We start from the raw sequence: 23,938 nt of genomic DNA, 5'->3' as shown, positions 1-23,938 counted from the left end.
GTGTATGTTGTGAATCCCGTTTCGATGATAACTCGGCGCCGTGCGGATAAATTCACCCTTTTTCAAATACTTAAACAAAAAAATTTCAGGGGATAAACTGTGTAGCTTTGTGGATAAGCTTGGGATTAACTCCGTTCAGGGGGTTTCGGATTTATCCTTATGCCGCCCCGTATAAAGCTGGAATTTCACTCTGGCAGGCAGGGGTTTTCCCGACGCTTTCGCGCACTCTCGCCATTCGGGGGAAAAATCCCTAAGAACTTCCTAGCGTCGCACACAGGTTTATCCCCATGCCCCAACGTTTCATCCTCGCCTCCGGGTCGTCGATCCGGTCACAGCTGCTGCAACAGGCCTGCGTTCCCCATGAGGTGAGCGTGGCGCGCATTGATGAACAAATGATTAAGATGGCCCTGCTGGCAGAGCAGGCGCCCCCCCGCGACATCGCCGATACACTGGCCGAGATGAAAGCCCGCAAAGTCAGCGACAAGACCCCGGGCGCCTTGGTGATGGGCTGTGATCAGGTGCTCGACCACCGCGGGACGCTGCTGTCAAAACCCGCCACGCCAGACGAGGCGATTGCCCAGCTGAAATCCCTGCGCGGCGATCGCCATAGCTTGCTATCCGCCGCCGTGATCGTCGCGGATGGCAAACCGATCTGGCGTCACGTGGGTCAGGTGCGGCTGCGCATGCGCGACGCGTCGGACAGCTACATAAAGGAGTACGTCGCGCGGAACTGGGACAGTATCCAACATGCGGTCGGCGCGTATAAGTTGGAAGAGGAAGGCCTCAGGCTGTTCAGCGGCATTGAAGGCGATTACTTTAATGTCCTAGGGTTACCCCTGCTTGAACTGTTGAATTATCTGACGCTACGGGGGGATCTATCCGCATGAGCTTGGCTAAAATACCGCTGGCAGGTGTGATCGGATCGCCGATTGCCCATTCAAAATCCCCCCAGATCCACGGGCACTGGCTGAAAACGCTTGGGCTGAAGGGGGCCTATATCCCCCTGCACGTCGAACCCGAAGACCTCCGCCAAGTACTTGAGGCGATGCCGAAAATGGGGTTCATCGGTGCCAATGTCACGATCCCCCATAAAGAAGCGGTGATCGAGATCGCAGATATCATCACAGACCGCGCGGCGATGATTGGGGCCGTGAATACGATCACCTTCCGCGCAGACGGTAAAATTCAGGGCGATAACACGGACGGCTACGGGTTTATCGAAAACCTCAAGGCAGGCGCGACGCATTGGGTGCCGACTGACGGCCCCGCTTGCGTCTTTGGTGCCGGTGGTGCCGCGCGGGCTGTGATCTCTTCCTTACTGGACGCCGGCGTGCCCGAGATCCTGCTTGCCAATCGCACCCGTGTGCGGGCCGAACGGTTGCGGTCGGTCTTTGGCAACCGCGTGACGGTCTACGACTGGTCGCAGGCGGGGACGATGGTCAGCCATGCGTCCTTGGTGGTGAACACCACGTCGCTGGGGATGATCGGAAAATCCGAGCTGCGCGTGCCGCTTGATGGGTTGCGCGCCGATACGGTGGTCACGGATCTGGTCTATGCACCGTTGAAAACCACGCTTCTGGAAACCGCAGAGGCGGCGGGATGCGTCACTGTTGACGGTTTAGGCATGCTTTTGCATCAGGCGGTGCCGGGGTTCGAACGGTGGTTTGGCGCGCGGCCGACGGTGGACCATGAAACACGTCTGGCGGCGTTGCGCTGATGTTTCTTCTGGGGCTGACCGGGTCGATCGGCATGGGGAAATCGACCACCGCACAAATGTTCGCTGATCTTGGCTGCGCCGTCTGGGACGCAGACGCCGCCGTGCATCGGCTCTATTCCAAGGGGGGGGCCGCCGTCGCGGCGTTTCGCGAAACGCTTCCCGATGCGGTCGTTGCGGGCGAAGTATCGCGGCCCGCGCTCAAAAGCCTGATTGATGCGGACCCGACCGTTTTGAAAAAGATCGAAAGCATCGTGCATCCGCTGGTCGGCGAAGATCGCGCGGCCTTTCTGGCGGAAACAAAGGCCAAGATCGTCGTGCTCGACATCCCGTTGATTTTTGAAACCGGTGGTGACAAACGCATGGATGCGGTGGCCTGTGTCACGGTCTCGGCTGACATCCAGCAAAAGCGCGTGATGGCGCGCGGGACGATGACGCTGGAACAGTTTGAAAATATCCGCGCCAAACAGATGCCAAACGATGAAAAATGCGCTTTGGCCGATTATGTGATTGAAACAGACACCCTGCCCCACGCTCGCGCGCAGGTGGAGGCTGTCATCGAGGATATCAAAGGAAAGCTGTCCCATGCGTGAGATCGTACTGGATACGGAAACCACCGGTTTCGACCCTGAAAGCGGCGATAGGATCGTTGAAATCGGTGCGGTTGAACTGATGGGTCACGTGGCGACCGGCAATACCTATCACCAGTATATCAACCCCGAACGCAGCATGCCCGCCGAAGCCTTCGAAGTGCACGGGCTGGGCGACGAGTTTTTGCGCGACAAACCCAAGTTTGCGCAGATCGGGCAGGATTTTCTGAATTTCATCGGTGATTCAAAGCTGGTGATCCACAACGCCGCCTTCGATATCAAGTTTCTGAACGCGGAATTGAAATGGATGGGGCTGCCCCAGATCCCGTGGGAACAGGCGCTTGATACGCTGGCCATCGCGCGCAAACGCTTTCCGGGCTCGCCCGCGTCGCTGGATGCGCTGTGCCGCCGCTTTGGCATCGATAACACGTCGCGGACGCTCCACGGTGCTTTGCTTGATAGTGAAATTCTGGCGGAGGTGTATCTTGAGCTGATCGGCGGGCGGCAGCCTGACTTCGGCCTGTCGACCAAACCCGAAAAGAAAGAGGGCGATACCACCCCCGATTGGACGCCAAAACCGCGCCCGACGCCCCTGCCCTCGCGGATTACTCCGCAAGAGGCCGCCGCCCATACCGAATTCGTCGATAAACTGGGCGACAGCGCTGTGTGGAAGACGCTTTAGGCGTCCGCTTTTTGCGTATTCTCGGCCTGACGGCGCGCGATCTCGTTGCGATACAGCGCAACAAAGTCGATGTTTTCGAGGTTCAGCGGCGGGAAGCCACCGTCGCGGGTCACATCGCTGACAACGCGGCGCAGGAACGGGAAGATCATGCGCGGGCATTCAATCAGCAGAAACGGGTGCATCTGGTCTTCGGGCACGTTTTCAACGTGGAAGATACCGACATAGTCGATTTCCAGCAGGAACAGCGTCGCGTCGCCGCCTTTGGCTTTTGACGTAACCTGAAGCTTGATCGCGGATTCATACTGGTTATCGGCCGACCGCTTTTTCGCATCCAGATTGACTTGAACCTGAACGTCGGGCTGCACATCTGTCGGCGCGCCTTTTTGCGCCATGATGTTTTCAAAGGACATATCACGAATGAACTGACCCATAATGCGCATCTGCGGCTGTGCGGCCTGGGTCGGTTGTGTTGCTTCTTCTTCAGCCATTTAAAGGCTCCTTAAGACAATAAACTCATTTAGTCGGGCTTATCAGATCGCCTTGCCGCGCTCAATGGCCCGCATCAAATGGCCCGTGCTCAATGGCGCGCAGTCAATGGTCTGTCCAGCCAGAGGGGCGTTTGGGCCCGCGGTCCTGTTCGGACAGCTCGTGATATTCGCCATCGATCACATCCCCCTGCATCGGACGATGGGGCTGCGGGCGCCGTGGCCCTGAGGTGCCGCCCATATGGACGCTGCTCACGTTCACCTTGCTGCGTGCAGCTTTGAACGCAGCGGTGCGCACGCCGGGTATCAGCAGGGCAAAGCCCAAGGCATCGGTGAAAAACCCCGGTGTCAGCAGCAACGCGCCGGCGAACAGGATCATCGCGCCATGCACCAGCGGTTCGGTCGGATCGCGGACTTCGGACAAGGACGACTTGATCTGGCCAAGCGCCAGCGCACCCTGTGCGCGCATCAGATAGGTGCCGATGATCGCGGTAGAAACAACAATCGCCAGCGTCCAGCCGAGGCCAATTGCCCCACCCACCTGAATGAACAACGTTATTTCTATCAACGGTACGGCAATAAAAGCCAAAAACAGCCACATGGCATGCGTCCTTTCCTATGGGCCAGAGTGGACTTGGCCCGGTTCACACCCTACATAGGGGCACTAGACCGACGTTTCCATGTTTCTCAGCACGAGGTACCTATGAATTCGCCCATGATACAGCTTCTGGTACTGGCCGCTATTGCCGTGTTCCTGATCCTGCGGCTCAAGAATGTGCTTGGCACACGCACCGGTTTTGAAAAACCGGCCGAGGTCAGCGAGAAACCCGAACGCCCCAGCGGCCCCGCATTCGAAGTCATCGAAGGTGGCCCTGATCTGGATATCACTGATCACGCGCCCGAGGGGTCCGATACCGCGCTCGCACTGGCCGAGATGAAGCGTGTCGAGCCGTCCTTTGGGGTCAGCGACTTTCTGGGCGGCGCCCGCGGCGCCTACGAGATGATCGTGATGGGCTACGAACACGGTAATCTGGACGAGATCAAACCCTTCCTCTCGGAAGAGATTTACGAAAGCTTTGTCGAAGGCGTCGCCGCACGCGAAGATCAGGGCCTGACCGTAGAGAGCCACTTTGTCGGCATCCGCGAGATGGAACTTGAGAGCGCCACGATGGACAAGACCACCAACGAGGCAGAGCTGACGATCCGTTTCGTGGCCGAGCTGACGTCGGTCGTGAAAGACCGCGATGGTGAAATCGTCGAAGGCAGCACGACAGAGGTCAATCGTCAAAAAGACACATGGGTGTTTGCCCGTGTCATGGGCTCGGATGATCCAAATTGGCTGCTTGTTTCTACAGACGGTTAAAACGTGCCTGTGCGGGTGCATTGCTGTGGGCGGGCCTGATGGCGCCGCCCGCTTCTGCGACAGATGTGTCCTATTCGATCCTGTCGTTCGACCAGCTTGAGGGTTGGGAAACCGACGACCACGCCGCCGCCTTGCGCGCGTTTCTGAATACCTGCGGTGATATGAAGGATGTCGATTGGCGCAACATCTGCGCCTATGCCAGATCCGACCCCGATCCGCGCCAGTTCTTTGAACTTCTGTTCCGGCCTGTGTTGATCGAAGACGGAAACGAGGCGATGTTCACGGGCTATTTCGAACCCGAACTTGATGGCGATCTCTACCCCTCCGACCGCTATCGCTATCCGGTCTATGCCATGCCGCCAGAGGCGAAGGCCAACAACCCGTGGCTGACCCGCCGCGATATTCTGGATACCGACGTGATGAAGGGCCGCGGCCTTGAAATCGCCTATGTCGACGACCCGGTCGAACTTTTCTTTCTGCAAATTCAAGGGTCTGGCCGGATCAGGCTGCCCGATGGCAGCTATCGGCGTGTGGGATACCGCGGGGCGAACGGGCACCCCTACCGGTCCATCGGCGTCGAACTGGTGCGCCGCGGCGTCTATGACCCGCACCAGGTCAGCGCAGAGGTGATCAAGAACTGGGTCCGCCGGAACCCTGATGACGGGCGTGAGCTGCTGTACCACAACCCGTCCTATGTGTTCTTTCGCGAGGTCAATCAGGTGCCCGCCGATCAAGGGCCGCTTGGCGCGATGAACCGGTCGGTGACCACCCTGCGCACCGTCGCTGTAGACCCCAAGTTTGTACCGCTCGGCGCCCCTGTCTGGATCGAAAAACAGGGCAAGGAACCGATGCACCGCTTGATGATCGCGCAGGATACCGGGTCGGCGATCAAGGGCGCGCAACGGGCGGATGTGTTCTTTGGCACCGGCGACAAGGCGGGGCGTGCCGCGGGCAAGCTGCGTGATCCGGGGCGGATGATGGTCCTGATGCCGATCCAGCGCGCCTATGCGCTTTTGCCGGAGCCGCTGCTATGAGCCGCAAGCGTCTGGATAAGGATGATCTGTCGCTTTGGAAAAAGGTGACAGAGCGGACGGAAAAGCTTGATGTTGACAAGCTGTTCCGCGCCGAGATTGACGGCACCTCCCCGATCCACGGCCCCCCGCCAACGCCGCCGCAAATCCGCAAGCGCAGCTCTGTCGTCATGGGCAAGCCCGATCCCAAGCCGCGGCGCAACACCCATGATCTGATGCCCTCCCTGCCCGATCAGATGCGTCAGGCACCGGTGCAGATGGATTCAAAAGCGTTCGGCAAGCTCAAGCGCGGTAAGATGCGCCCCGAGGGGCGGATCGACCTTCACGGTATGACGCTGGACCGCGCTCATCCTGCGCTGACCAAGTTCATTCTGGGCTCGCATGCCAAGGGGCGGCGCCTTGTCTTGGTGATCACCGGCAAAGGCAAGATGCGGGACGAAGGCGGCCCGATCCCCGTGCGCCACGGTGTGCTGCGCCATCAGGTGCCGCAATGGCTGTCGATGCCGCCGCTGTCGTCAGCCGTGCTTCAGGTCAGTCAGGCGCATATCAGTCACGGCGGCGGCGGCGCCTATTACGTCTATCTGCGGCGTCACCGTTAAGCCGTGGCAGGCGCGACCAACCGCTTGCGATAGCGTAACACCCCGACAGTCGCCATGATCGCGGCCACGGCATAGTAGATCGCAATCGGGATCATCTGCTGCGGGAAATCAACGCCCAGATCAATGAACAGCCCCGTAACACCCGGCCCAATGGCCGAACCGAACACCATCAGCGCGGCACCCACGGCCTTGATCGACCCGATATAGCGCGTGCCATAGAATTCGGCCCAGAAAACAGAGGTCGCGGTCGCCTGCATCCCCTGCCCCACGCCAAAGATCATCAACCCGACACCGGCCATCGCAATGGTATCCGCAAAGGCGAGCACGGCGAAAGACAGCGCAAAAGGCAGCATTTGCACCGGCGTGACCCGCGTCACGCCAAACCGGTCGATTGCCCAGCCCGACACAAAGGTCGAGACTACGGATGTCACCGTATAAAGCGGCATCAGCGCGACAAAGCTGACCAGCGTCCAGCCCTTCACCTCTGTCAGATGGACTTGCTGAAAGAACAGCGCCGTCCCCCACGCCGGAGGACCAATTACCAGCGGGATCATCAGCCAGAACAACCCGTGGCGGATCATCTGCATCCGCGTCCAATGCTGTCCGTCCATCCCCGCCGATTGCGTGCTTTGCGCCATCGATTGCGGCGTACGCTCTTGCCGCAACAGCAGTAGCATCACCGGCATGGTGATCAGCACCAAAGCAGCCGCCAGCACCCAAAGGCTGCGCCAGTGAAAGCTTGCGAAAAGGGCGACGAAGACGACAGGCAAAATCGCCTGCCCCACAGCAAAGCCCATAGACGACAGCGACAGCGCCTTGCCCCGTGCGGCCTCGAACCAGCGCACCATCGCCACGGCCCCAAGCTGAGACATCATCCCCTGCCCGGTCAGACGCAGCGCATAGATGACAAAGATCAGCGCGATCCAGTTCGGCACAGCGGCCATCGCCAGACAGGCGCCTGCCAGCGCGACCATCACCCAGAATGACAGGCGGCGCACCCGAAACCGGTCTGTCAGCACGCCCGCCCAGACCATCGTGATCGCCGAGAGCGTCGTGCCGAGGGTATAGATCCCGCCCCATTGACCGTCGGACAGCCCGAAACTGCCCTTAATCTCGCCCGCGAAAAGCGAGATGAAATAGGTTTGCCCATAGGCCGAGGTAAATGTCAGCAGGAAACCCGCCAACAAGAACACCCAATTGGCGCGGATAAATCTGAAGTATGCCATGCGCCATCATTCTCAGGCGCATGGCAGATTGAAAAGCCCTAAAGAACGTAGCGTGACAGATCGGTGGATCGTGTCAGCTCGCCTAGGTTCTTCTCGACGAAATCGCCATCGACGGTGATCTTTTCGCCGGTACGATCCGGCGCGCTGAACGACAGCTCCTCAAAGACACGCTCCATCACGGTGTAAAGCCGCCGCGCGCCGATATTCTCGATCGATTGGTTCACATCGGCGGCAATCTTGGCCAGTGCCTTGATACCTTCGTCGGTGAACGCAACCTCGACCTCTTCGGTGCCCATCAACGCGGTATATTGTAGCGTCAGCGCATTGTCGGTCTCGGTCAGGATGCGAACGAAATCATCTTCCGTCAGCGCGCGCAGCTCGACGCGGATCGGCAAGCGACCCTGCAATTCGGGCAACAGGTCGGACGGCTTGGCAATATGGAAGGCACCCGAGGCGATAAACAGGATATGATCCGTTTTCACCGGTCCGTGTTTGGTCGATACGGTAGTGCCTTCGATCAGGGGCAGCAGGTCGCGCTGCACGCCTTCACGGCTGACATCGCCGCCACGCGCGTCAGAGCGGGCGCACACCTTGTCGATCTCGTCCAGAAAGACGATGCCGTTCTGCTCTACCGCTTCGATCGCGGCGCGGTTGACAGTTTCGTCATCCAGCAGCTTGTCGGCCTCTTCGCTGATCAGTACCTCGTAGCTTTCGGCGACTGACAGGCGTTTCTTGACCGTCCGGCCGCCCATGGCTTTGCCAAAAAGATCGCCAAGGTTCATCATCCCCATACCGCCGCCGGGTTGTCCGGGGATATCCATCGCCGGAAACGGGCTAGAGGTATCGGCGACTTCAAGCTCGATCATCGTATCGTCCAGCTCGCCCGCTTTCAGCTTTTTGCGAAACATATCGCGGGTGCCTTCGCGGGCGTCTTTGCCCGCAATCGCGTCAACAACGCGTTCTTCGGCGGCCTTATGGGCGCTGACCTTCACGTCTTCGCGCATATATTCGCGGGTCATGACGATGGCGCTGTCTACCAGATCACGGATGATCTGTTCCACATCGCGGCCGACATAGCCGACTTCGGTGAATTTCGTCGCCTCGACCTTGAGGAAAGGTGCCCGCGCCAGTTTTGCCAAGCGGCGACTGATCTCGGTCTTGCCCACGCCGGTGGGCCCGATCATCAGGATGTTCTTGGGGTATACTTCGTCGCGCAGGTCATCGCCCAACTGCTTGCGGCGCCAGCGGTTGCGCAGCGCCACGGCAACGGCGCGTTTAGCGTCGTTCTGGCCGATGATAAAACGGTCAAGTTCAGAGACGATTTCGCGGGGGGTCAGATCGGTCATTGTGTGATTTTCTCCACCGTGAGGTTACCATTGGTATAAACGCAGATGTCCGACGCGATCTTCATTGCATCCCGCGCGACGGTTTCGGCGTCGCGGTCGCTGTCCATCATGCCGCGCGCAGCGGCCAGCGCGTAATTTCCGCCCGACCCGATGGCCGCGACAGAATGTTCAGGCTCCAGCACGTCACCCGCGCCGGTGATCACCAGCAGCTCGCGCCCGTCTGACACGATCAGCATCGCTTCGAGCTTTTGCAGGTATTTGTCGGTGCGCCAGTCTTTGGCAAGCTCGACACTGGCACGCGCCAACTGTCCGGGCGTGGCTTCAAGCTTGGCTTCAAGCCGTTCCAGCAGCGTGAAAGCATCAGCAGTCGATCCGGCAAAGCCCGCGACAACGTCAAACCCGCCGGGGCTGAGCCGGCGCACCTTGCGTGCGGTTCCTTTGATCACCGTTTGGCCAAGGCTGACCTGACCGTCGCCCGCGATCACGACTTCGCCGTCTTTCTTCACACCGATGATGGTGGTCCCGTGCCAGCCGGGGAATTCTTGCTTTGACATGTAGCCTCCATAGTTCAAACCTATATGAAAACCCCGCCGCTGTTTCGCAAGGCTAATGTCCCGAAAGGATTTGAATGCCACCGGTAGACGACCTGAAAGTGCAGGCATTTCAAATATTTGAGGCATTGGCGGCCAAGTCAGGGATTGCGCCCGAAACCTTTACCTGCGGGGCCGAGTGGATCAAGGATGACAGCAACCAGCGCCAGATCGTGCAGCGCTATGACGGGCGTGACGGGGCCTCTGTCGTGTTCAAACACGTGGCTCGTCCGTGGGATACCGACAGGTTCACCGCTATGCTTGCTGCCCATCAGGCAGCCTATGACGCGCTCGACGCAGTGCCCGGTTATAGCGTGCCACAGATCCTCGCGGCGGACGCGGGCCAGCAGGCCTATCTGATGCGCTTTGCCAAGGGCGACACGTTTCTGGACCTGTGTCGCCAGACAGAGGATCACGCCCCCTTGCTGCGCCGGGCGGGCGGTTGGCTGGCGGCGTTTCACGGGGCCGCTTTGCAGGGCACCCATCCGTTTCAGCCGCGGTTCATGGTCAATCATCTGCACCGTCTGGTGGCGCGTGTTGAAAGCGGTGCGCGTCGGATCAATGGCAAGCAACGTTTTGCGGCTTATGTGGGCCGTATCGCGGAATACGCACCTCAGGCCCAAGGGCACGCGGGCCAGATCGCGGCGAAACATGGCGACCTGAACGGGTATAATCTGGTGATGTCGCCCGATGAAACGTCAGCGTTCGATTTTTCAGCGACCACACCGTCGCCCGTGGGCTATGACATCGCGCGGCTGCTGCAAAGCTATACCCAGATGGTAGGCGACCTTGATGTCTTGCCCAAAGGCCATAGCGTTCCCCCCGCCGCCTGGGACGCGTTCTTTGAAGGATACACGCTGGTGCCGCCCGATGATCCCACGGTGCACTTCCTGACGCGGGTGCAGATCCTGACCGACTGGAACCGGATTCAAGAACATGGATCTATCGCCAATGTCATGCGGTTCGAGCGGATCAAAAAAATAGCGCGCCAAGCCTTTGCCTGACGCGCCACTGAATGTGCTTGCTGCGGGTGCGGCAGCTTAGATCGACTCTTCGATCCAGCCTTGCAGCGCGGCCTTGGGGCGGGCGCCGGCCAGGTTCGATACGACTTCGCCGTTCTTGAAGATGAACAGGGCAGGGATGCCACGCACACCCATCTGGGCGGGGCTGTTCGGGTTCTCGTCAACGTTGACTTTGACGATCTTTACCTTGCCGTCCATCTCGGAGGAAAGTTCCTCGAGCGCGGGGCCGATCTGCTTACAGGGGCCGCACCACTCAGCCCAGAAATCCACCACAACGGGGATATCGGAATTCTTAACTTCTGCGTCGAATGTTGCGTCTGTGACTGCGACGGTTGCCATGTTGCTGCTCCTGCACGGGGTTGGTTAGAGTGGGAACCTATGTAGCCCCATGCGTCCCGTCAAGATCGCGCACCCGCGATAGGGCGTTTGTGATCAGCGCGTCGGGCAGTTCCATCAGCGTGGCGGTACGGGTCCATAAAATAGCGGTGCGGATGCGGTGATCGGGAAACACCTGCGCCAGTGCTGCGGCATAGGCCCCCATCTGGCGCAACAGCCCTTCCGGGCAGCGATCAGGCGTATCGGGCACCACGCGGTTGGTTTTGTAATCCACCAGCAATACATCCGTATCCGACACCAGCAGCCGGTCGATTGTCCCGTGCAGCCGTTCGGTGCCCAAGGGCGCGGTGATCGGCGCCTCTGCCAAGGCGTCCTTGCCAAAGACATGCGCCAGTTCGGGCGTATCCAAGACGGCGATCGCCTCTCTCAAGGCGGCTTGGGCGACGGTTTCATCATATCCCTGCGCCAGCGTGTGCAGCACGCCGTTCCAGCGGTCGCTATGCATCATCGGCAGGGTTTCCAGCATCTTATGCACCAGATTGCCGTAGGATTTCGCCGCATCTTCCGATTGGCCATCATCGCCGGGCAGGGCCTTGGCGCCGCCCAGATCAGAGGGGGCCAGCGTTTTGGCGCGTAGCGGAATATCGGTAAGGGCCGTGTTGAAAACAGGCTCTAACACTGGCGTGGTGTGGGTTTTGGGGGCGGAGTCGATCACCGGCAGCGCATCCCAGTCGCCATGTTCAAACCGCATCCCGCCCGAGCTGCCGACCGGCTTGGCACCGGCCTGACCCATGGCGGCACCGACCATCTGATACCAGCTGTTGCCATCCTTGGGCAGCTCTCCCGCCGCGGCCACGATCAGCCATTTCTCGGCCCGCGTCATCGCCACATAAAGCAGCCGCAGCCGTTCGGCCATCTCGCGCGCCTTGCGGTCGTCCAGCGCGCCGCGCATGGCAGCGGGCATATCCCCTTCGGACAGTTTCCATACGGGCGTGTCACCGATCTTGATGATCTCGTCCCGGATCACCAAAGGGCGTTTGCCCGTGTCCGGCAGGATCACAATCGGTGCCTCTAGCCCCTTGGCCCCGTGCACGGTCATCACCCGCACCTGATCCGAGGCATTGTCGATCTGGCGCTTGATCTCGAGGTCGTCGGTCTGCATCCACACCAGAAACCCCGTGAGGCTGGGGATCGCGCCGCGCTCGTACGATAGCGCCTGCGAGAGCATGGCGTTGATCCCGTCCTCTGCCTCTGACCCCAGCCGCGCCAACAGCTTGCGGCGCCCGTCATGGCGGGTCAGGATACGTTCGATCAGGTCATAGGGCCGCAGGAAATCGACCTGCGCCCGCAAATCTCGGAGGATGGCAACGGTTTCGGGGTAGGCATCGCTGCTGCGCAAGGCCTGCCACAGGTGATCTTCCTTGCGGTAGTGGGACAGGGTGAACAACATCTGCTCTGTCCACCCGAACAGAGGCGATTTCAGCGCCGTCGCCAGCGACAGGCTGTCTTCGGGCGTAGCGAGGAAGGACAGCAGCGCCGCCAGATCCTTGACAGCCAGTTCGGCTCCGACCTTCAACCGGTCCGCGCCCGCAATCGGCACACCGGCGGTTTTGCACGCGCGAATGATTTCCGAGAACAGATCACTGCGCCGCTGCACAAGGATCAAAAAGTCACCCGCCCGAATACGCCGCCGCGCAAAGGCGCCGGGGGTATCGGTATCGACGGGCAGATAATGTTCGCCTTCGGTCAGCTCCTTGATCTGCGACGCGACCTGATCGGCCAGAACGACCGTATGGTGATGCGCCGACTTTTGATCGACAGGATCGGACCATTCACGGTCATCGGGTTCATCGGTTTTCTCGACCACGGGCCAAAGATCAACACGGCCGGGCAGGGCGGATTTGAACGCCTTATGCGCCGCATCGGCCTGAAACCCTGCATCGGTATGGGGGGCGAGCGTCGTATCTACCAGTTGCAGGATCGCCGAGGAGGATCGGAACGAATACTCAAGGCTGCGTCGTTGAAAGATCTGACCCGCTTGGGAGATCTTCTGTTCAAACAGATCCTGTTTGTGATCAAACTCGCGCGGGTCGGCCCCCTGAAAGGAATAGATCGACTGTTTTTTGTCGCCCACAACGAACAGCGTGCGGTCTTCCTCTTCGCGGGCACCATCGCCGCTGTAGAATTCATCGGCCAGCCGTTCGATCACATCCCATTGGCGCGGGCTGGTATCCTGCGCTTCGTCCACCAGAATATGATCAATGCCACCGTCGATCCGGTAAAGCACCCAGGCCGCGACCGCAGGGTTGGTCAGCAGCGCCCGCGCCTTGAGGATCAGATCGTCAAAGTCTAGCCAGCCGCGTTTCTGTTTCTCGTGGGCATAGATCTCAAGGAAACGATGCGCGAATTGATGCAGCACATGGGTCTTCTGCGCCGCCCGCAGCGCCAATCGCGCGTCACGGGCATCTTCCACCCGCCGCATGAGGTCGTCGATCTGCGGCATCAGATCAAACAGCAGCTTTTGCGTCGGTTTCGTGGGCAGGCTGCCGACCTTGGCGGTAAAGGGTTCCTTGGCGCCCGCACCGGTCAGCATCACGTCTTCCAGAACGGGCAGGGCGGAGATGTCCATCGTCTGGATCGTGGCCAGCTTTTCCGCCGTCTTGCCGTCCAGCCCGCCCTTGGCCCGCATCGGCGGGATCATCTGTTCAAGGATCATCGCCTCTGACCCCAGAAACACCGAAGTGGTGATCTTGTCCTCGGTCAGATCGGCGGGTTGATCGAACAGCGCCAGCACCTCTTCCCATGACAGCACAGTGGCAAAGCCTTCGCGCTGCCCGACGATACTGCGGGTAAGCTTGCTGAAGTCCTCGCCCGTGTACATCCGCGCCAGCGTGGTGATCAGCGCGGCATCCTGCCCCTCGGCCATGGTGTCCACGATCTCGGCCCGCAGTAGATCGGCGGCGCGGTCTTCGATCTCGGTGAACTGCGGGCTCACCCCTGCTTCTAGTGGAAAGCGCCGTAATAGAGACGCACAGAACGAATGGATCGTCTGAATTTTCAGCCCGCCGGGGGTTTCGATGGCGCGGGCAAACAGGGTGCGGGCCATGCGCAGCTTTTCGGGGGTAAAGCCATCCTCGACCCCTAGCTCCGACAGTGAATGACGCAGATCGGCGTCGGTCAGCATGGCCCAGGCACCGAGCCGTTTGAACAGCCGGTTCTGCATCTCTGACGCGGCGGCCTTGGTGTAGGTCAGGCACAGGATATGCTGCGGCTCAACCCCGTTTAGCAACAGCCGCGCCACGCGGTCGGTCAGCACGCGGGTCTTACCCGAGCCCGCATTCGCCCCCAACCACGTAGAGGCATCGGGCCGCGCCGCGTCGATCTGGGCGCGGGTCGCGTCGTCAAAGGGGGCGGTCATGTCAGATCCTCCGGCGTGGGTTCGGTCGTGGCATCCCATTCGCCAAACCGAGCCAACTGGTCATAATCGCCCGCGAAATCCGTGGTTTTCACCATCCGGCGCGCGGTAAACCCCTGTTCATCCGACAGGTAGCTGGTGATCAGCGCGTGCAGCTTGGCCAGCACCTCGTGCGGGGGTTCATCCTCAAGCGGCGCTGGGCGTTCCACCGGTTTGCTGCCAAGCCCGATATAGGCGGCCTGGGCAACGGGGGCGGGGCCGATTTCCTTGAAACCGCCTTCCTCGACCATCGCGGCTTCGAGCAGCAACTGCTTATCAAATGCTTTCTGCTCGGCCACACTAGGTGGCGTACCGGTTTTATAGTCATAGATCAGAATATCGCCATCTTCCGTCCGGTCGATCCGGTCGGCAAAGCCCATAAGGGTAAAGCCCAGATCGGGGAAATCGTGACTGCCCTTGGCGGCTTTTTCAAAGGCGGCGGGGGTGGAATAGCTTTGTCGCTGCACTTCGTTTTCGATGAACCAATCGGCGATCCGTTCGATCTTGGTCAGCCACATGACGCGCGCGGCGGGCCAGGGGGCTTCGCCCTCTAACACGGCGCGGGCAGTCTCTAACAAGTGGCTTTTCGTCAAAAGCGCAGGGTCCGCTGTCACCGATTTGATGAACCGTTCCATGATCTCGTGCACGATGATGCCGCGCACGGGCGCGTCTGGCGATTGCACCAGCGGGTTCAGCGCACGCAGTTTCAGACTGTGTTTCGCATAGACCGCATAGGGGTCGCGGATCAGGCGCTTGATCTCTGTCACCGACAGCGCATGGGGGCGTGCGGCACGGGGCGGGCGCGGCGACGGGCGCGGTGCGGGGGGCACACGGGTCACGGTTTCCAGCGCGCGGGCCTGATCCAGCCAGTGGTCGCCGCGTTTGATCATCGCCTTCCACGCCGCATCGCCGCCCTGCGCGGGCAAACCGTTCAGCAGGTTGCCCAAGCGGTTCAGCCAACGCGAAGGCACGGTCTCAGCCTCGTCCGACCGGATTGCGCGGGTCAGGCAGACCTCGGGCGCGGCGATGGATTGCTGATAGTCATGAGCCGACAGGCCGATCCGCCGTTCAGGCAGCAGCAAACCCGCTTTCAGGCGCATCTGGCGGTTCAGCCAGGGGTCGGGCGGCGGGGCTTCGGGCCAAGTGCTGTCATTCAGCCCGCCAAGGATCACCAGATCGGCGCCCTGCACGCGGGCCTCGAGCGTGCCCCAGATCATGACGTTGGGATGCGGCGCGTCGCGGTCGCGGATTTCGCCCTGTTGCAGCAGGGCACCCACCAAATCGGTGTAATCCGCCGCCGACATCTCGCCACCATAGGGCGCGTTTTCGGCAAGATCGTTCATCACCTTCGCCGCCTCTTCGCCGGCGTGATGCTGCCACAACCCGTTGGGCTGGCTTGGGGCCGCACCGTCGGCGATGGCATCGGCCAGCGCCATATGCAGGGCGACCCAGTCTTCCAGCGGCCGGTCGCCGGTGAGTTCGCAATCGGTCAGATGGGTGCCGACCCAATCGGCCCAGACATCCATCTGCGCGGGGTCTTTTGACCGCGATACCGTCTTGCGCGCCAGTTTCAACACACCTTCTGCATCCGGATAGGGCAGCCCGTCGCGGCGCAGTTGCAGTTCCAGCCTTTGGGTGTTGAGCTGGTGAAAATTGCGCTCCCCGCCGCTGTGAGTCAGCGGGTGTTTCAGGAGGGTCAGCAAGGCTTCGGAATCCAGCTTGCGCAGGAACAGATCGCCCACGTGACGCAAGAACCGACCCGGAGGCGACAGATGCAGCGGCAGGCCCGCGCTGTCATCGGGCAGGATGTTCCACCGGTCCAGCGCCGAGGTCACCTGACGCGACAGCATCCGGTCCGGGGTGATCAGCGCGGCGGTTTTGCCGTCCTCGACCGCTTGGCGCAGGCGCAGCGCAATCGCGAGCGCTTCTGCACGCGGGGTAGGGGCCTGTATCAGGGTTAACCCTTCGGTGGCCTGATGCAGATCGGGTAGCTTCGGCCCTTCGGTCAGCCAGACGTGGGTCACAGGGGCAGGGCGCAGGGACAGCGAAACCAACGCATTGCGCGCGGCAGAGGGCGGCGGCGTGTCGGTCCAGGCCTCGATCTTGCTGCGCGACATCTCAAGCTGGCGCAGCAAATCGCGGAACCGGTATTGTGGATGATCCTGCGATATCTTTTCCTGATCCTCGCCCAGATCGGTCCAGACCGCTTGCGGCATGTCGAAACAGAAACCGGGAAGCACAAGCGCGCCTTGCGGCAGCTTTGCCACCGCCTCCATCAGCAGGGCAGAGGTGCCCCGCGATCCGGTAGAGCCTGCGACAATCACCGGGTGCCGGGGCGGGTTCTGCTCCCACTCTGCGATCAGGCGCTGTGCGACCTGACGTTGCCGCGCACGCGGATCAGGGCGGGTGATGCTTTCCCCCAGATACTGATGCGCGATGGCGAGGAACTGTTTCGCGCGTTCCCAATGGCCCGATTGGTCACTGACATCCAGCTCGGTCACAGCCTCGACCGGTACGCCCTCGCCCTGCATTTCGTCGATCAACTGCGCCAGACTATCCGACAGGTCATAAAGCGACGCGCGCGGGGCCAGTTCAGGCGCCTGATCCAGCAGCTTTGACACCAGCGTAATCAGCTCTAACCGGCGGCGTAGAGCAGGACCGGGGCGTGGCAGGTCAACGCCGCTGCCAAGGGTATCCAGGTTGTCGATCAGATGGATGCGCGGCAGCAGGCTGGGCGGGCCCGCGTCAAAGATATCGCGCAGGCGGCGCTGCATCCGGCGGGTGTTCACCACCAGATCGATCCGCCCGATGGCATGGGCGGGTTGCCCTTCCAGCCGCGAAAGCAAACCCCGCACCAGTTCCTTGGGAAAGTCGACGCCCGGGGCCAGCCCGAAAACGCGCGGTGCGTCCTGCGGTTCAAACATCGGCGGCGTCCAGCATGTCTTCGGCAAGGGTGATCCCGCCGGGGTGGCCAACATCGCACCAGCGCCCAGGATAGGACAGCCCGTACATCCGCCCGCGGTCCAGCATCACGTCCCACAAGAGGTTGAGCGAGAATGCACGCTCTGAAATCGTCTCTAACAAGTCGGTTTTGATGATTTGCACCCCGCCATAGACAACCCCCGGCCCGCGTTTCAACGCGCCGTCGGTGCCCATCGTAAAGTCTCCGTCGCCCCCATGCCCCACGGCCTGCGCCACCGGCACGCCCATCAGCAGCGCATCCATCCTGTCGGGATCCCATGCGTCCGCCAGCAAGGACAGCGGATTGGGGCCCGCCCAGATTGCATCGGTGTTCATGGTAAACACGGGCCCGTCGCCCAAAAGCGGCAGCGCATTGCGGAGCCCGCCGCCGGTTTCCAGAATATCGGGCTGTTCCACAATCGTCTGCACGTCGCGCCCTGCCAGATGATCCAGCAGCGCGTCGGGCTTATAGTGCAGGTTCACGACGATCCGCCGCGGCGCGACACCGCGCGCCAGATCAAGCGCGTGGTCGATCAACGGCTTGCCCGCGACAGGGATCATCGGCTTGGGCTGGTCCTTGGTCAGATGTTGCATCCGCGTGCCGAAGCCGGCGGCAAACATCATCACGGCATCTGGGGCGTGGCGCATCTGGCTTTCAAATCCTTCAGAAAATCGGGGGTCGGCGCGGGGAGGGCGGGACGCAGCACATTGGCCAAGGGGGCAAGCGCCGGATCATTAAGGTTACGTTGCACATAGCCCCAAACGCGGGGGATGAAATCGACGTAATGCGCCTTGCCGTCGCGCAGACAAAGCCGTGCAAAGATCCCCAAGATCCGCAGGTTGCGTTGCAGGCCAAGCAAGGCATAGGCGCTGCGGAAGGCGGCATCTTCCTGTCCGCTCAGCCGGATATAATGGGCGATCATCGCCGCCTCGATCTGCGGTGTTACATCGCGCCGCGCATCTTGCAGGATCGACACCAGATCATAGGCGGGGTGGCCCTGTAGCGCGTCTTGGAAATCCAGCAGCCCCACGCGGGCAGAGCCCGTCCGCTCGGGCAGCCACAACAGGTTTTCAGCGTGGTAATCGCGCAGGATGATCACGCGGGGGCTATTGTCCAGCGCACGGGCCAGCGGGGTGAAAAGGGCGTTAAACTCCGCCGCGGCGCCGCTGTCGGGGGCGTACCAGTCAAACACCATCTGTGCCGCCTCTGTCAGCCAATCGGCATCGCAGAGCGGCAGATCGGGGGGCGGGGCCTTGTGCAGGTCCAGCAGACAGTCGGTCGCGGCGGTATAAAGCTGTAGGGTCATCGCGGGCGATTGGACCATCAGCCGCGCAAACAGGTCATCGCCCAGATCCTCGATCAGCAGAAAGCCGTTGCCTGCGTCTTGCGCGTAAATCTCGGGCGCGCTGGCCCCTTGGGCGCGCAGCCACTCGGCGATGCGGACAAAGGGGCGCACGTCTTCACCCTTGTCGGCGGGGGCGTCCATCAGCACGGCGGTGCGGTCATCATCAAGGGTCAGACGGTCATAGCGGCGGTTCGATGCGTCCCCGGCCAGCAGATCGCGCCGCGCCTGTGCCCACCCCGCATCGGCAAGGAAACTGTCCATAGCGGTCATACGGTCGCTCATTTGCGCCATGCCCCCAGTTTTTCGGGCCATTTATCATCGTTCCACGTGGCAGAGAGCCGCCGTGTGTCGTCGCCGGTGACCGTCAACGTCAGATCAAGCGCGTCTTCGGGGCGCAGATCGCCCAGCCTGTCGGGCCATTCCACAAGGCAGATGGCGTCGCTGAACGCATCGGTCAGCCCCAGCTCTTCGATCTCGTAGACAGAGGTCAGACGATATAGATCCGCATGCCAGATCGCGGCGGCGGGGGCGTCATAGGTCTGCACCAGCGTGAACGTGGGCGAGGGCACGTCTTCGGGCACCGCCAGCAGCGACTGGATCAGCGCCCGCGCGAAATGCGTCTTGCCCGCGCCAACGTCGCCGGTCAGTAAAACAACGTCGCCCGCAGTCAGCGCGCGCCCAAGGGTCACGGCCAATCGGGCGGTTTGGTCTGCGTCATGCAGCGTAAGGTCAAATGCGTGTGATGCCATGCGCCAAGGTTACTTGGGCGCAGTGGTGTGCTGCAAGGCGAAAGCGGCGGATCAGGCGTCTTGTGGCGGTTTCTCGGTCTCGGGGTTTTCAATCTCTGCCACCGGCTTTTTCGGCTGGTGGAACCGGATCAGCGTGGCCCCGTCGACGATGGGGGAAAACAGGCAGGCCAGCTCTGTCCCGTTGGCAAGATACAGCGGCATGCTCCACTTCATGCGGTCTTCGCGGTTGGTGACGAAATCCTCTATCTCTTGCCACAGCAAATTGGGGGCGGACCGGCGGTGCCAGCCCTGAATGGCATCGTGGATAGAGATATCGGCAAAGGTCATGTCGGGATCGACACCCCAAAGGTCATTATACGCGGTGTTAGAGAAGGTCAGGATACCCGACGACGAAAAGACGACGATGGCATCGTCCAGCGTATCAAGCATCGCCTGCCCCTGTTCCAGCTCTGCCCTGAAGGTGCGGGTCAGGCTGACCTGGGCGCTGATATCCTCTATCAGAAAGGCCGTGGCCCCGTCGGGATGCGGCCTGCCCTTAACCCGAAAGGTCTGCCCTGAATCAAGCGACCATATCTCTTCATAGCGGCCATCATGGGCGGCGCTGATCAGCTCTGACACGGTGGTGCGCCAGGTGGCATAATCCTTGGGCTCGGGGATTTTGCGCGTCTCGCGCAGCTTGTCGAAGAAGGTCTGGATCGCGGGACGGGCGCTCAGGAACTGCGCCCCTAATCCGGTCAGGTCGATTATCGCTGGGTTAAACAGCACCAGCTGACTTTTGCGGTCAAAAATCGCGAGCCCGATGGACAGCTGCGCAAAGGTCTTGGTCAGTGTCTGGACGAAATTGCGCTGCGCCTCTTCGGCGCGGACCAATGCGGTGATGCAGGTCGCCTGATAACAATTGGAGTTGCGCGTAGCGGTATGAGTGACGGCGTACCAGTTTTTCGTCCCCGTGGACTGGTCACGCAAAGATAGCCGGTGCGTTGCGTCGAAAAAATCACAGGGAAACAGCCGTTGGGTTTCAATGGCCTGACCGGGATGACACTGGCTGAACAATTCATGGTAGGCGTCGTTATACCACAACAGCCGGTTATCGCGGTCTGTATGCCAAATCGGAACAGAGACATTGGACCGGACACGCGCCAGCGTCACTTCGGCTTCGGACCGGATATCTACGCCCATATCATTGGGATCCAGCACCACCACGCGGCACAGCTGCTTTTCCCAGGTGATGCGGATCAGGGTGTGAATTTTGGGGTCGGTGGCCGGGACGATCAGCTGGCCTTCAGGGGTCGAAGGGGGTTTGTCGGGGAACATCGCGAAGCGACCTGACACGTTGTGATGCAAGTCGGACCATTCGTGAAACCCCGCCTCTAGCGGGCAAAACTGCGCTGTCCTGCCAGAGGCATGCTGCAACACCCCGTGGTCGAAAAGATAGGACAGCTCGGGCTCCCCCCGCGGATCGGCCTTGTCGGCTGTCTCTGCGTTGTCGAGCCAGAGGTAGGCGATATAGCCACTCGAAAGAATGGCAAAGATCACGAGCGCAATGTCGAAGGTGGAAGCCACGGCGAGACTCAATTCTTTAGGGTTCCACTCAGTTAAGCGCCCAAATAGTTAACAGTTAATTAACCGCCGAGCGACCTGCCGCGGAAACGCGCCGAGATCGTCTTTGCTGCCGCCACGCCGCTGCCGCTGGGATCACGTGAAGCGCGTGTTCTCTCCGGTGGGCAGGGGCGTTTCGCCGTGATGCGCGTCCAACTTTTCGCGGGGCCATGTGACCTTGACCACCGCACCGACGGGGGTGTCCGTTTTGGGGGCGCTGTCCGGCCCGTTGGCAAAGCGCAGTTCGGCACCGGACCGTTCCAGCAGGGTTTTGGCGATGAACAGCCCAAGCCCCATGCCTTCGTATTCAGGGCGCTGCGCGTTGCTGCGGTCCGAGGGGCGCCGCCGCATGAAAGGGTCACCGATGCGGCCAAGGATATGCGGCGGAAAGCCGGAACCATCGTCAAATATCCGGATCGAGATTACGGTGTCAGACCAGTTCGCCTCTACCCAGACCGTGGTCACGGCGAAATCCACCGCGTTCTGCATCAGGTTGCGCAGGCCGTGGATAACCTCTGGTCGGCGCAGGATCGCGGGCTGGTCGGCGGCGTCCCCGGCATCTGGCCCGAGGGTAAAGGTAAACGTCTTGCCGCGCATCCGGTGCGGTTCTGCGGCTTCTTCAAGCACCGTCATCAAGGGGGCTTGGCGCAGATGCAGATCGTCTTTGCCCGCCCGCCCCATGTCGCGCAGAATATCGCGGCACCGGTCGGCTTGATCACGGATCAACGCGGCATCTTCGGCCAGATCGGGCTGGTCTTGCAGTTCGTTCAACAACTCTCCGCTGGCGAGTTTGATTGTGGCAAGGGGCGTGCCCAGTTCATGCGCGGCAGCGGCAACCACGCCGCCAAGGTCGGTCAGCTTCTGTTCCCGCGCCAGCGCCATCTGGGTGGCGGCCAAGGCGTCGGCCATTGAATGGATCTCGGTGGTGACGCGGCGGGAATAGGCGGTAGAAAACACAATCGCGATCACCAGCGCGATCCAGATGCCGAAGATAAAGATGCCCGGCAGCTCAAGCACGCCCCCATCTTGTGTGATCAACGGCAGGTGAAACAGCGCCAGCCCCGTCGCCAGCCCAATGGCTGTGCCACAAAGCACGATGGTCGACCGCAGGCTCAGCGCCGTGGCAGAGATGGTCACCGGCCCCAGCAACAGCAGCGAAAACGGATTATGCAGCCCGCCCGTCAGGAACAGCAGAAACGCCAGCTGCACCAGATCGAACAGCACCATCAGCAGGTTTTCATATTCAGACAGACGCTTGTTTTCGGGAAACACCAGAATGGCGATCAGATTACCGATCACCGACACGCCAATCGCGAAATAGCACAGCCCCAGTTCCAACTGCAGGCCAAAGATGCGTTGCGCGACGGTGATCGCCGTCAGTTGCCCCGCAATCGCCACCCACCGCAGCACGATCATCGTGCGCAGGCGGATCCAGTTGGCACGCGCGCCCTTGCCCAGGCCTCTACCCACGGGAATGTTAGCGGCCTGCGTCATCGGCGCACCTTTTCAAAATGTCGGTTACGTTGATAAAGGGAAAGCGTAGGTCTGTGTCCGACCGGGATCAAGAGCGCCTAACCGCGCAGGAGAATGAATATGAGAAGAGTGTTGGCAATTGGCGCGGTGTTGGTCGTGCTGGCGTTTCTGGCGGTATCCCTGATGCTGGTATACCGGACCGATGGCGACAGCGACAAATACGCGCAGTGCAAGAACTCTGCCGTGGCCGGTGGTGCCGAATTGGGCGGGCCGTTCGAGCTGGTGAACGCCCAAGGCCAGACCGTGACGGACGCTGATGTGATCACCGAACCCAGCCTCGTTTACTTTGGCTATACCTTCTGCCCGGACGTCTGCCCGCTGGATGTGGACCGAAACGCCCGCGCCGTGGATGAGCTGGAAACGCGCGGTATGTCCGTGACGCCGGTGTTCATTTCCGTCGATCCTACCCGCGATACCCCTGAAGTTGTTGGAGATTTCGCCGCCAACATGCACCCCAAGATGATCGGCCTTACCGGATCGCCCGCACAGGTCAAAGCGGCAAGCGATGCCTACCGCACCTATTACAAGGCGCATGAGGATGAAGGCGAAGACTACCTCGTGGATCATTCGACCTTCAGCTATCTGGTGATGCCGGGCGAAGGTTTCGTTGATTTCTTCCGCCGCGATGTCCCGCCAGAGCAGCTGGCCGACAAGGTCGCCTGCTTTGTGGAACATCAGTAAAAGTTTGACCAAGCTAGGCCACCGCCACATATCTGGATAAAGTCCCGGTACAACATTCAACCAGCGGAGCATGATATGGTTCAGGAAAATGCGCTTGATCTCGGCGAGGATCGGTCCCTCCTTCTGGTGGATGATGACGAACCGTTTCTGCGACGCCTTGCCAAGGCGATGGAGAAGCGCGGCTTTGACGTAGAAACCGCCGGTTCCGTCGCCGCCGGTGTGGCCATCGCGACCGCGCGCCCCGCGGCCTATGCGGTGGTCGATCTGCGGTTGCAGGACGGCAACGGGCTGGATGTGGTCGAGGTGCTGCGCGACAAACGCCCCGATGCGCGGGTTGTGGTGCTGACCGGCTACGGTGCCATCGCCACCGCCGTCGCCGCGGTCAAGATCGGTGCGACGGATTACCTGTCAAAACCCGCTGATGCCAATGACATCGTGAACGCGCTGCTGGCTACGGGTGATGACATGCCGCCACCACCGGAAAACCCCATGAGCGCGGATCGTGTGCGGTGGGAACATATCCAGCGTGTCTACGAGCTTTGCGATAGAAACGTGTCCGAAACCGCGCGGCGGCTGAACATGCACCGCCGGACCTTGCAGCGCATCTTGGCAAAACGGTCCCCGCAGTAAC

Annotated in this window: 23 protein-coding genes; 10 read left to right on the top strand and 13 right to left on the bottom strand. The window is 61.0% G+C overall.

All coding sequences use genetic code 11. From position 1 onward, the window contains the following. Nucleotides 1-287 precede the first annotated feature (287 nt). The 4 genes from GLP43_RS02385 to dnaQ are packed head-to-tail and all read left to right on the top strand — an operon-like array spanning nt 288 to nt 2,986. Nucleotides 288-887, top strand: coding sequence for a Maf family protein (locus GLP43_RS02385; protein WP_237278054.1), 600 nt, complete (start codon nt 288-290; stop codon nt 885-887). Continuing rightward, the gene (locus GLP43_RS02380; RefSeq protein WP_237278053.1) at nt 884-1,717 is read left to right on the top strand and encodes a shikimate dehydrogenase; all 834 of its coding nucleotides are present in this window, start codon (nt 884-886) and stop codon (nt 1,715-1,717) included. Before GLP43_RS02385 ends, GLP43_RS02380 begins: the two co-directional genes overlap by 4 nt. Beyond that, complete coding sequence (coaE, locus tag GLP43_RS02375; protein WP_237278052.1) at nt 1,717-2,307, top strand: dephospho-CoA kinase; 591 nt, start codon at nt 1,717-1,719, stop codon at nt 2,305-2,307. The genes GLP43_RS02380 and coaE overlap by 1 nt, the downstream gene beginning before the upstream one ends. Beyond that, nucleotides 2,300-2,986, top strand: a complete 687-nt coding sequence (dnaQ, locus tag GLP43_RS02370; RefSeq protein ID WP_237278051.1) for a DNA polymerase III subunit epsilon — start codon at nt 2,300-2,302, stop codon at nt 2,984-2,986. The genes coaE and dnaQ overlap by 8 nt, the downstream gene beginning before the upstream one ends. Here the strand turns inward: dnaQ and secB are convergent. Continuing rightward, a complete protein-coding gene (gene secB / locus GLP43_RS02365; RefSeq protein ID WP_237278050.1) occupies nt 2,983-3,474 on the bottom strand; it encodes a protein-export chaperone SecB in 492 nt (163 codons plus the stop codon). The two genes, dnaQ and secB, sit on opposite strands and share 4 nt — an antisense overlap. Before the next feature lie 103 nt (nt 3,475-3,577). Further along, nucleotides 3,578-4,072, bottom strand: coding sequence for an FxsA family protein (locus GLP43_RS02360; RefSeq protein ID WP_009825706.1), 495 nt, complete (start codon nt 4,070-4,072; stop codon nt 3,578-3,580). Between the two features lie 102 nt (nt 4,073-4,174). On the opposite strand from GLP43_RS02360, the gene GLP43_RS02355 reads away from it, so the two are divergent. From GLP43_RS02355 to GLP43_RS02345, 3 genes are read left to right on the top strand one after another with little or no spacing between them, the layout of a single operon-like run. Then, entirely contained in the window at nt 4,175-4,834 is a 660-nt protein-coding gene (locus tag GLP43_RS02355) for a Tim44/TimA family putative adaptor protein (RefSeq protein ID WP_237278049.1), read from the top strand. A 38-nt stretch (nt 4,835-4,872) separates the two neighbouring features. After that, nucleotides 4,873-5,868, top strand: coding sequence for a murein transglycosylase A (gene mltA, locus GLP43_RS02350; RefSeq protein WP_237278048.1), 996 nt, complete (start codon nt 4,873-4,875; stop codon nt 5,866-5,868). Beyond that, nucleotides 5,865-6,464 (top strand): Smr/MutS family protein, encoded by a 600-nt coding sequence (locus GLP43_RS02345; protein ID WP_237278047.1) that lies wholly within the window; start codon nt 5,865-5,867, stop codon nt 6,462-6,464. Before mltA ends, GLP43_RS02345 begins: the two co-directional genes overlap by 4 nt. On the opposite strand, the gene GLP43_RS02340 is transcribed toward GLP43_RS02345, so the two are convergent. Genes GLP43_RS02340 through hslV form a run of 3 tightly spaced genes read right to left on the bottom strand, consistent with a single transcriptional unit; the run spans nt 6,461 to nt 9,590 of the window. Next, nucleotides 6,461-7,690 carry an MFS transporter gene (locus GLP43_RS02340; RefSeq protein ID WP_237278046.1) on the bottom strand — a complete coding sequence of 410 codons (1,230 nt, stop codon included), beginning with the start codon at nt 7,688-7,690 and terminating at the stop codon, nt 6,461-6,463. The genes GLP43_RS02345 and GLP43_RS02340 overlap by 4 nt on opposite strands. 38 nt (nt 7,691-7,728) lie before the next feature. Then, complete coding sequence (gene hslU / locus GLP43_RS02335; RefSeq protein WP_237278045.1) at nt 7,729-9,036, bottom strand: ATP-dependent protease ATPase subunit HslU; 1,308 nt, start codon at nt 9,034-9,036, stop codon at nt 7,729-7,731. Continuing rightward, nucleotides 9,033-9,590: an ATP-dependent protease subunit HslV gene (gene hslV, locus GLP43_RS02330; RefSeq protein WP_005850743.1), complete on the bottom strand. Its 558-nt coding sequence runs from the start codon at nt 9,588-9,590 to the stop codon at nt 9,033-9,035. Before hslV ends, hslU begins: the two co-directional genes overlap by 4 nt. Before the next feature lie 74 nt (nt 9,591-9,664). Between hslV and GLP43_RS02325 the strand changes: the two genes are divergently transcribed. Beyond that, entirely contained in the window at nt 9,665-10,630 is a 966-nt protein-coding gene (locus tag GLP43_RS02325; RefSeq protein ID WP_237278044.1) for a phosphotransferase, read from the top strand. A gap of 36 nt (nt 10,631-10,666) precedes the next feature. Here the strand turns inward: GLP43_RS02325 and trxA are convergent, their stop codons facing one another. The 8 genes from trxA to regB form a co-directional block, all read right to left on the bottom strand. After that, a complete protein-coding gene (gene trxA, locus GLP43_RS02320; RefSeq protein WP_005850739.1) occupies nt 10,667-10,987 on the bottom strand; it encodes a thioredoxin in 321 nt (106 codons plus the stop codon). A gap of 37 nt (nt 10,988-11,024) precedes the next feature. Then, the gene (gene addA / locus GLP43_RS02315; protein ID WP_237278043.1) at nt 11,025-14,402 is read right to left on the bottom strand and encodes a double-strand break repair helicase AddA; all 3,378 of its coding nucleotides are present in this window, start codon (nt 14,400-14,402) and stop codon (nt 11,025-11,027) included. Beyond that, entirely contained in the window at nt 14,399-17,362 is a 2,964-nt protein-coding gene (gene addB, locus GLP43_RS02310; RefSeq protein WP_237278042.1) for a double-strand break repair protein AddB, read from the bottom strand. The genes addA and addB overlap by 4 nt, the downstream gene beginning before the upstream one ends. Further along, nucleotides 17,355-18,047 (bottom strand): nucleotidyltransferase family protein, encoded by a 693-nt coding sequence (locus tag GLP43_RS02305; protein WP_237278041.1) that lies wholly within the window; start codon nt 18,045-18,047, stop codon nt 17,355-17,357. Before GLP43_RS02305 ends, addB begins: the two co-directional genes overlap by 8 nt. Further along, the gene (locus tag GLP43_RS02300; protein WP_237279908.1) at nt 18,023-19,036 is read right to left on the bottom strand and encodes an aminoglycoside phosphotransferase family protein; all 1,014 of its coding nucleotides are present in this window, start codon (nt 19,034-19,036) and stop codon (nt 18,023-18,025) included. The genes GLP43_RS02305 and GLP43_RS02300 overlap by 25 nt, the downstream gene beginning before the upstream one ends. Next, a complete protein-coding gene (gene tsaE / locus GLP43_RS02295) occupies nt 19,024-19,494 on the bottom strand; it encodes a tRNA (adenosine(37)-N6)-threonylcarbamoyltransferase complex ATPase subunit type 1 TsaE (RefSeq protein ID WP_237278040.1) in 471 nt (156 codons plus the stop codon). Before tsaE ends, GLP43_RS02300 begins: the two co-directional genes overlap by 13 nt. 51 nt (nt 19,495-19,545) lie before the next feature. Continuing rightward, nucleotides 19,546-21,057 (bottom strand): PAS-domain containing protein, encoded by a 1,512-nt coding sequence (locus GLP43_RS02290; RefSeq protein WP_237278039.1) that lies wholly within the window; start codon nt 21,055-21,057, stop codon nt 19,546-19,548. Between the two features lie 132 nt (nt 21,058-21,189). Next, nucleotides 21,190-22,587, bottom strand: a complete 1,398-nt coding sequence (regB, locus tag GLP43_RS02285; protein WP_237278038.1) for a sensor histidine kinase RegB — start codon at nt 22,585-22,587, stop codon at nt 21,190-21,192. Nucleotides 22,588-22,686: 99 nt separating this feature from the next. Between regB and GLP43_RS02280 the strand changes: the two genes are divergently transcribed. Continuing rightward, nucleotides 22,687-23,307: an SCO family protein gene (locus GLP43_RS02280; protein WP_237278037.1), complete on the top strand. Its 621-nt coding sequence runs from the start codon at nt 22,687-22,689 to the stop codon at nt 23,305-23,307. 75 nt (nt 23,308-23,382) lie between these two features. Then, nucleotides 23,383-23,937 carry an ActR/PrrA/RegA family redox response regulator transcription factor gene (locus GLP43_RS02275; protein ID WP_037942457.1) on the top strand — a complete coding sequence of 185 codons (555 nt, stop codon included), beginning with the start codon at nt 23,383-23,385 and terminating at the stop codon, nt 23,935-23,937. The last annotated feature ends 1 nt before the right edge of the window (nt 23,938 follow it).

Source organism: Sulfitobacter sp. M39 (assembly GCF_021735935.1).
Taxonomy (GTDB): domain Bacteria; phylum Pseudomonadota; class Alphaproteobacteria; order Rhodobacterales; family Rhodobacteraceae; genus Sulfitobacter.
Note: the sequence above shows the minus strand (reverse complement) of the source record. Positions and strands in the feature narration are given on the sequence as shown.

Excerpts from the sequence above, each read along its gene's own strand:
- GLP43_RS02340 (WP_237278046.1), bottom strand. The coding sequence starts at position 7,690 with ATGGCATACTTCAGATTTATCCGCGCCAATTGGGTGTTCTTGTTGGCG.
- dnaQ (WP_237278051.1), top strand. The coding sequence starts at position 2,300 with ATGCGTGAGATCGTACTGGATACGGAAACCACCGGTTTCGACCCTGAA.
- GLP43_RS02345 (WP_237278047.1), top strand. The coding sequence starts at position 5,865 with ATGAGCCGCAAGCGTCTGGATAAGGATGATCTGTCGCTTTGGAAAAAG.
- trxA (WP_005850739.1), bottom strand. The coding sequence starts at position 10,987 with ATGGCAACCGTCGCAGTCACAGACGCAACATTCGACGCAGAAGTTAAG.
- regB (WP_237278038.1), bottom strand. The coding sequence starts at position 22,587 with ATGACGCAGGCCGCTAACATTCCCGTGGGTAGAGGCCTGGGCAAGGGC.
- GLP43_RS02360 (WP_009825706.1), bottom strand. The coding sequence starts at position 4,072 with ATGTGGCTGTTTTTGGCTTTTATTGCCGTACCGTTGATAGAAATAACG.
- GLP43_RS02380 (WP_237278053.1), top strand. The coding sequence starts at position 884 with ATGAGCTTGGCTAAAATACCGCTGGCAGGTGTGATCGGATCGCCGATT.
- tsaE (WP_237278040.1), bottom strand. The coding sequence starts at position 19,494 with ATGGCATCACACGCATTTGACCTTACGCTGCATGACGCAGACCAAACC.
- GLP43_RS02300 (WP_237279908.1), bottom strand. The coding sequence starts at position 19,036 with ATGGCGCAAATGAGCGACCGTATGACCGCTATGGACAGTTTCCTTGCC.
- addB (WP_237278042.1), bottom strand. The coding sequence starts at position 17,362 with ATGTTTGAACCGCAGGACGCACCGCGCGTTTTCGGGCTGGCCCCGGGC.
- GLP43_RS02305 (WP_237278041.1), bottom strand. The coding sequence starts at position 18,047 with ATGCGCCACGCCCCAGATGCCGTGATGATGTTTGCCGCCGGCTTCGGC.
- mltA (WP_237278048.1), top strand. The coding sequence starts at position 4,873 with ATGGCGCCGCCCGCTTCTGCGACAGATGTGTCCTATTCGATCCTGTCG.
- GLP43_RS02355 (WP_237278049.1), top strand. The coding sequence starts at position 4,175 with ATGAATTCGCCCATGATACAGCTTCTGGTACTGGCCGCTATTGCCGTG.
- GLP43_RS02385 (WP_237278054.1), top strand. The coding sequence starts at position 288 with ATGCCCCAACGTTTCATCCTCGCCTCCGGGTCGTCGATCCGGTCACAG.
- secB (WP_237278050.1), bottom strand. The coding sequence starts at position 3,474 with ATGGCTGAAGAAGAAGCAACACAACCGACCCAGGCCGCACAGCCGCAG.
- GLP43_RS02280 (WP_237278037.1), top strand. The coding sequence starts at position 22,687 with ATGAGAAGAGTGTTGGCAATTGGCGCGGTGTTGGTCGTGCTGGCGTTT.
- coaE (WP_237278052.1), top strand. The coding sequence starts at position 1,717 with ATGTTTCTTCTGGGGCTGACCGGGTCGATCGGCATGGGGAAATCGACC.
- hslV (WP_005850743.1), bottom strand. The coding sequence starts at position 9,590 with ATGTCAAAGCAAGAATTCCCCGGCTGGCACGGGACCACCATCATCGGT.
- GLP43_RS02275 (WP_037942457.1), top strand. The coding sequence starts at position 23,383 with ATGGTTCAGGAAAATGCGCTTGATCTCGGCGAGGATCGGTCCCTCCTT.
- hslU (WP_237278045.1), bottom strand. The coding sequence starts at position 9,036 with ATGACCGATCTGACCCCCCGCGAAATCGTCTCTGAACTTGACCGTTTT.
- addA (WP_237278043.1), bottom strand. The coding sequence starts at position 14,402 with ATGACCGCCCCCTTTGACGACGCGACCCGCGCCCAGATCGACGCGGCG.
- GLP43_RS02325 (WP_237278044.1), top strand. The coding sequence starts at position 9,665 with ATGCCACCGGTAGACGACCTGAAAGTGCAGGCATTTCAAATATTTGAG.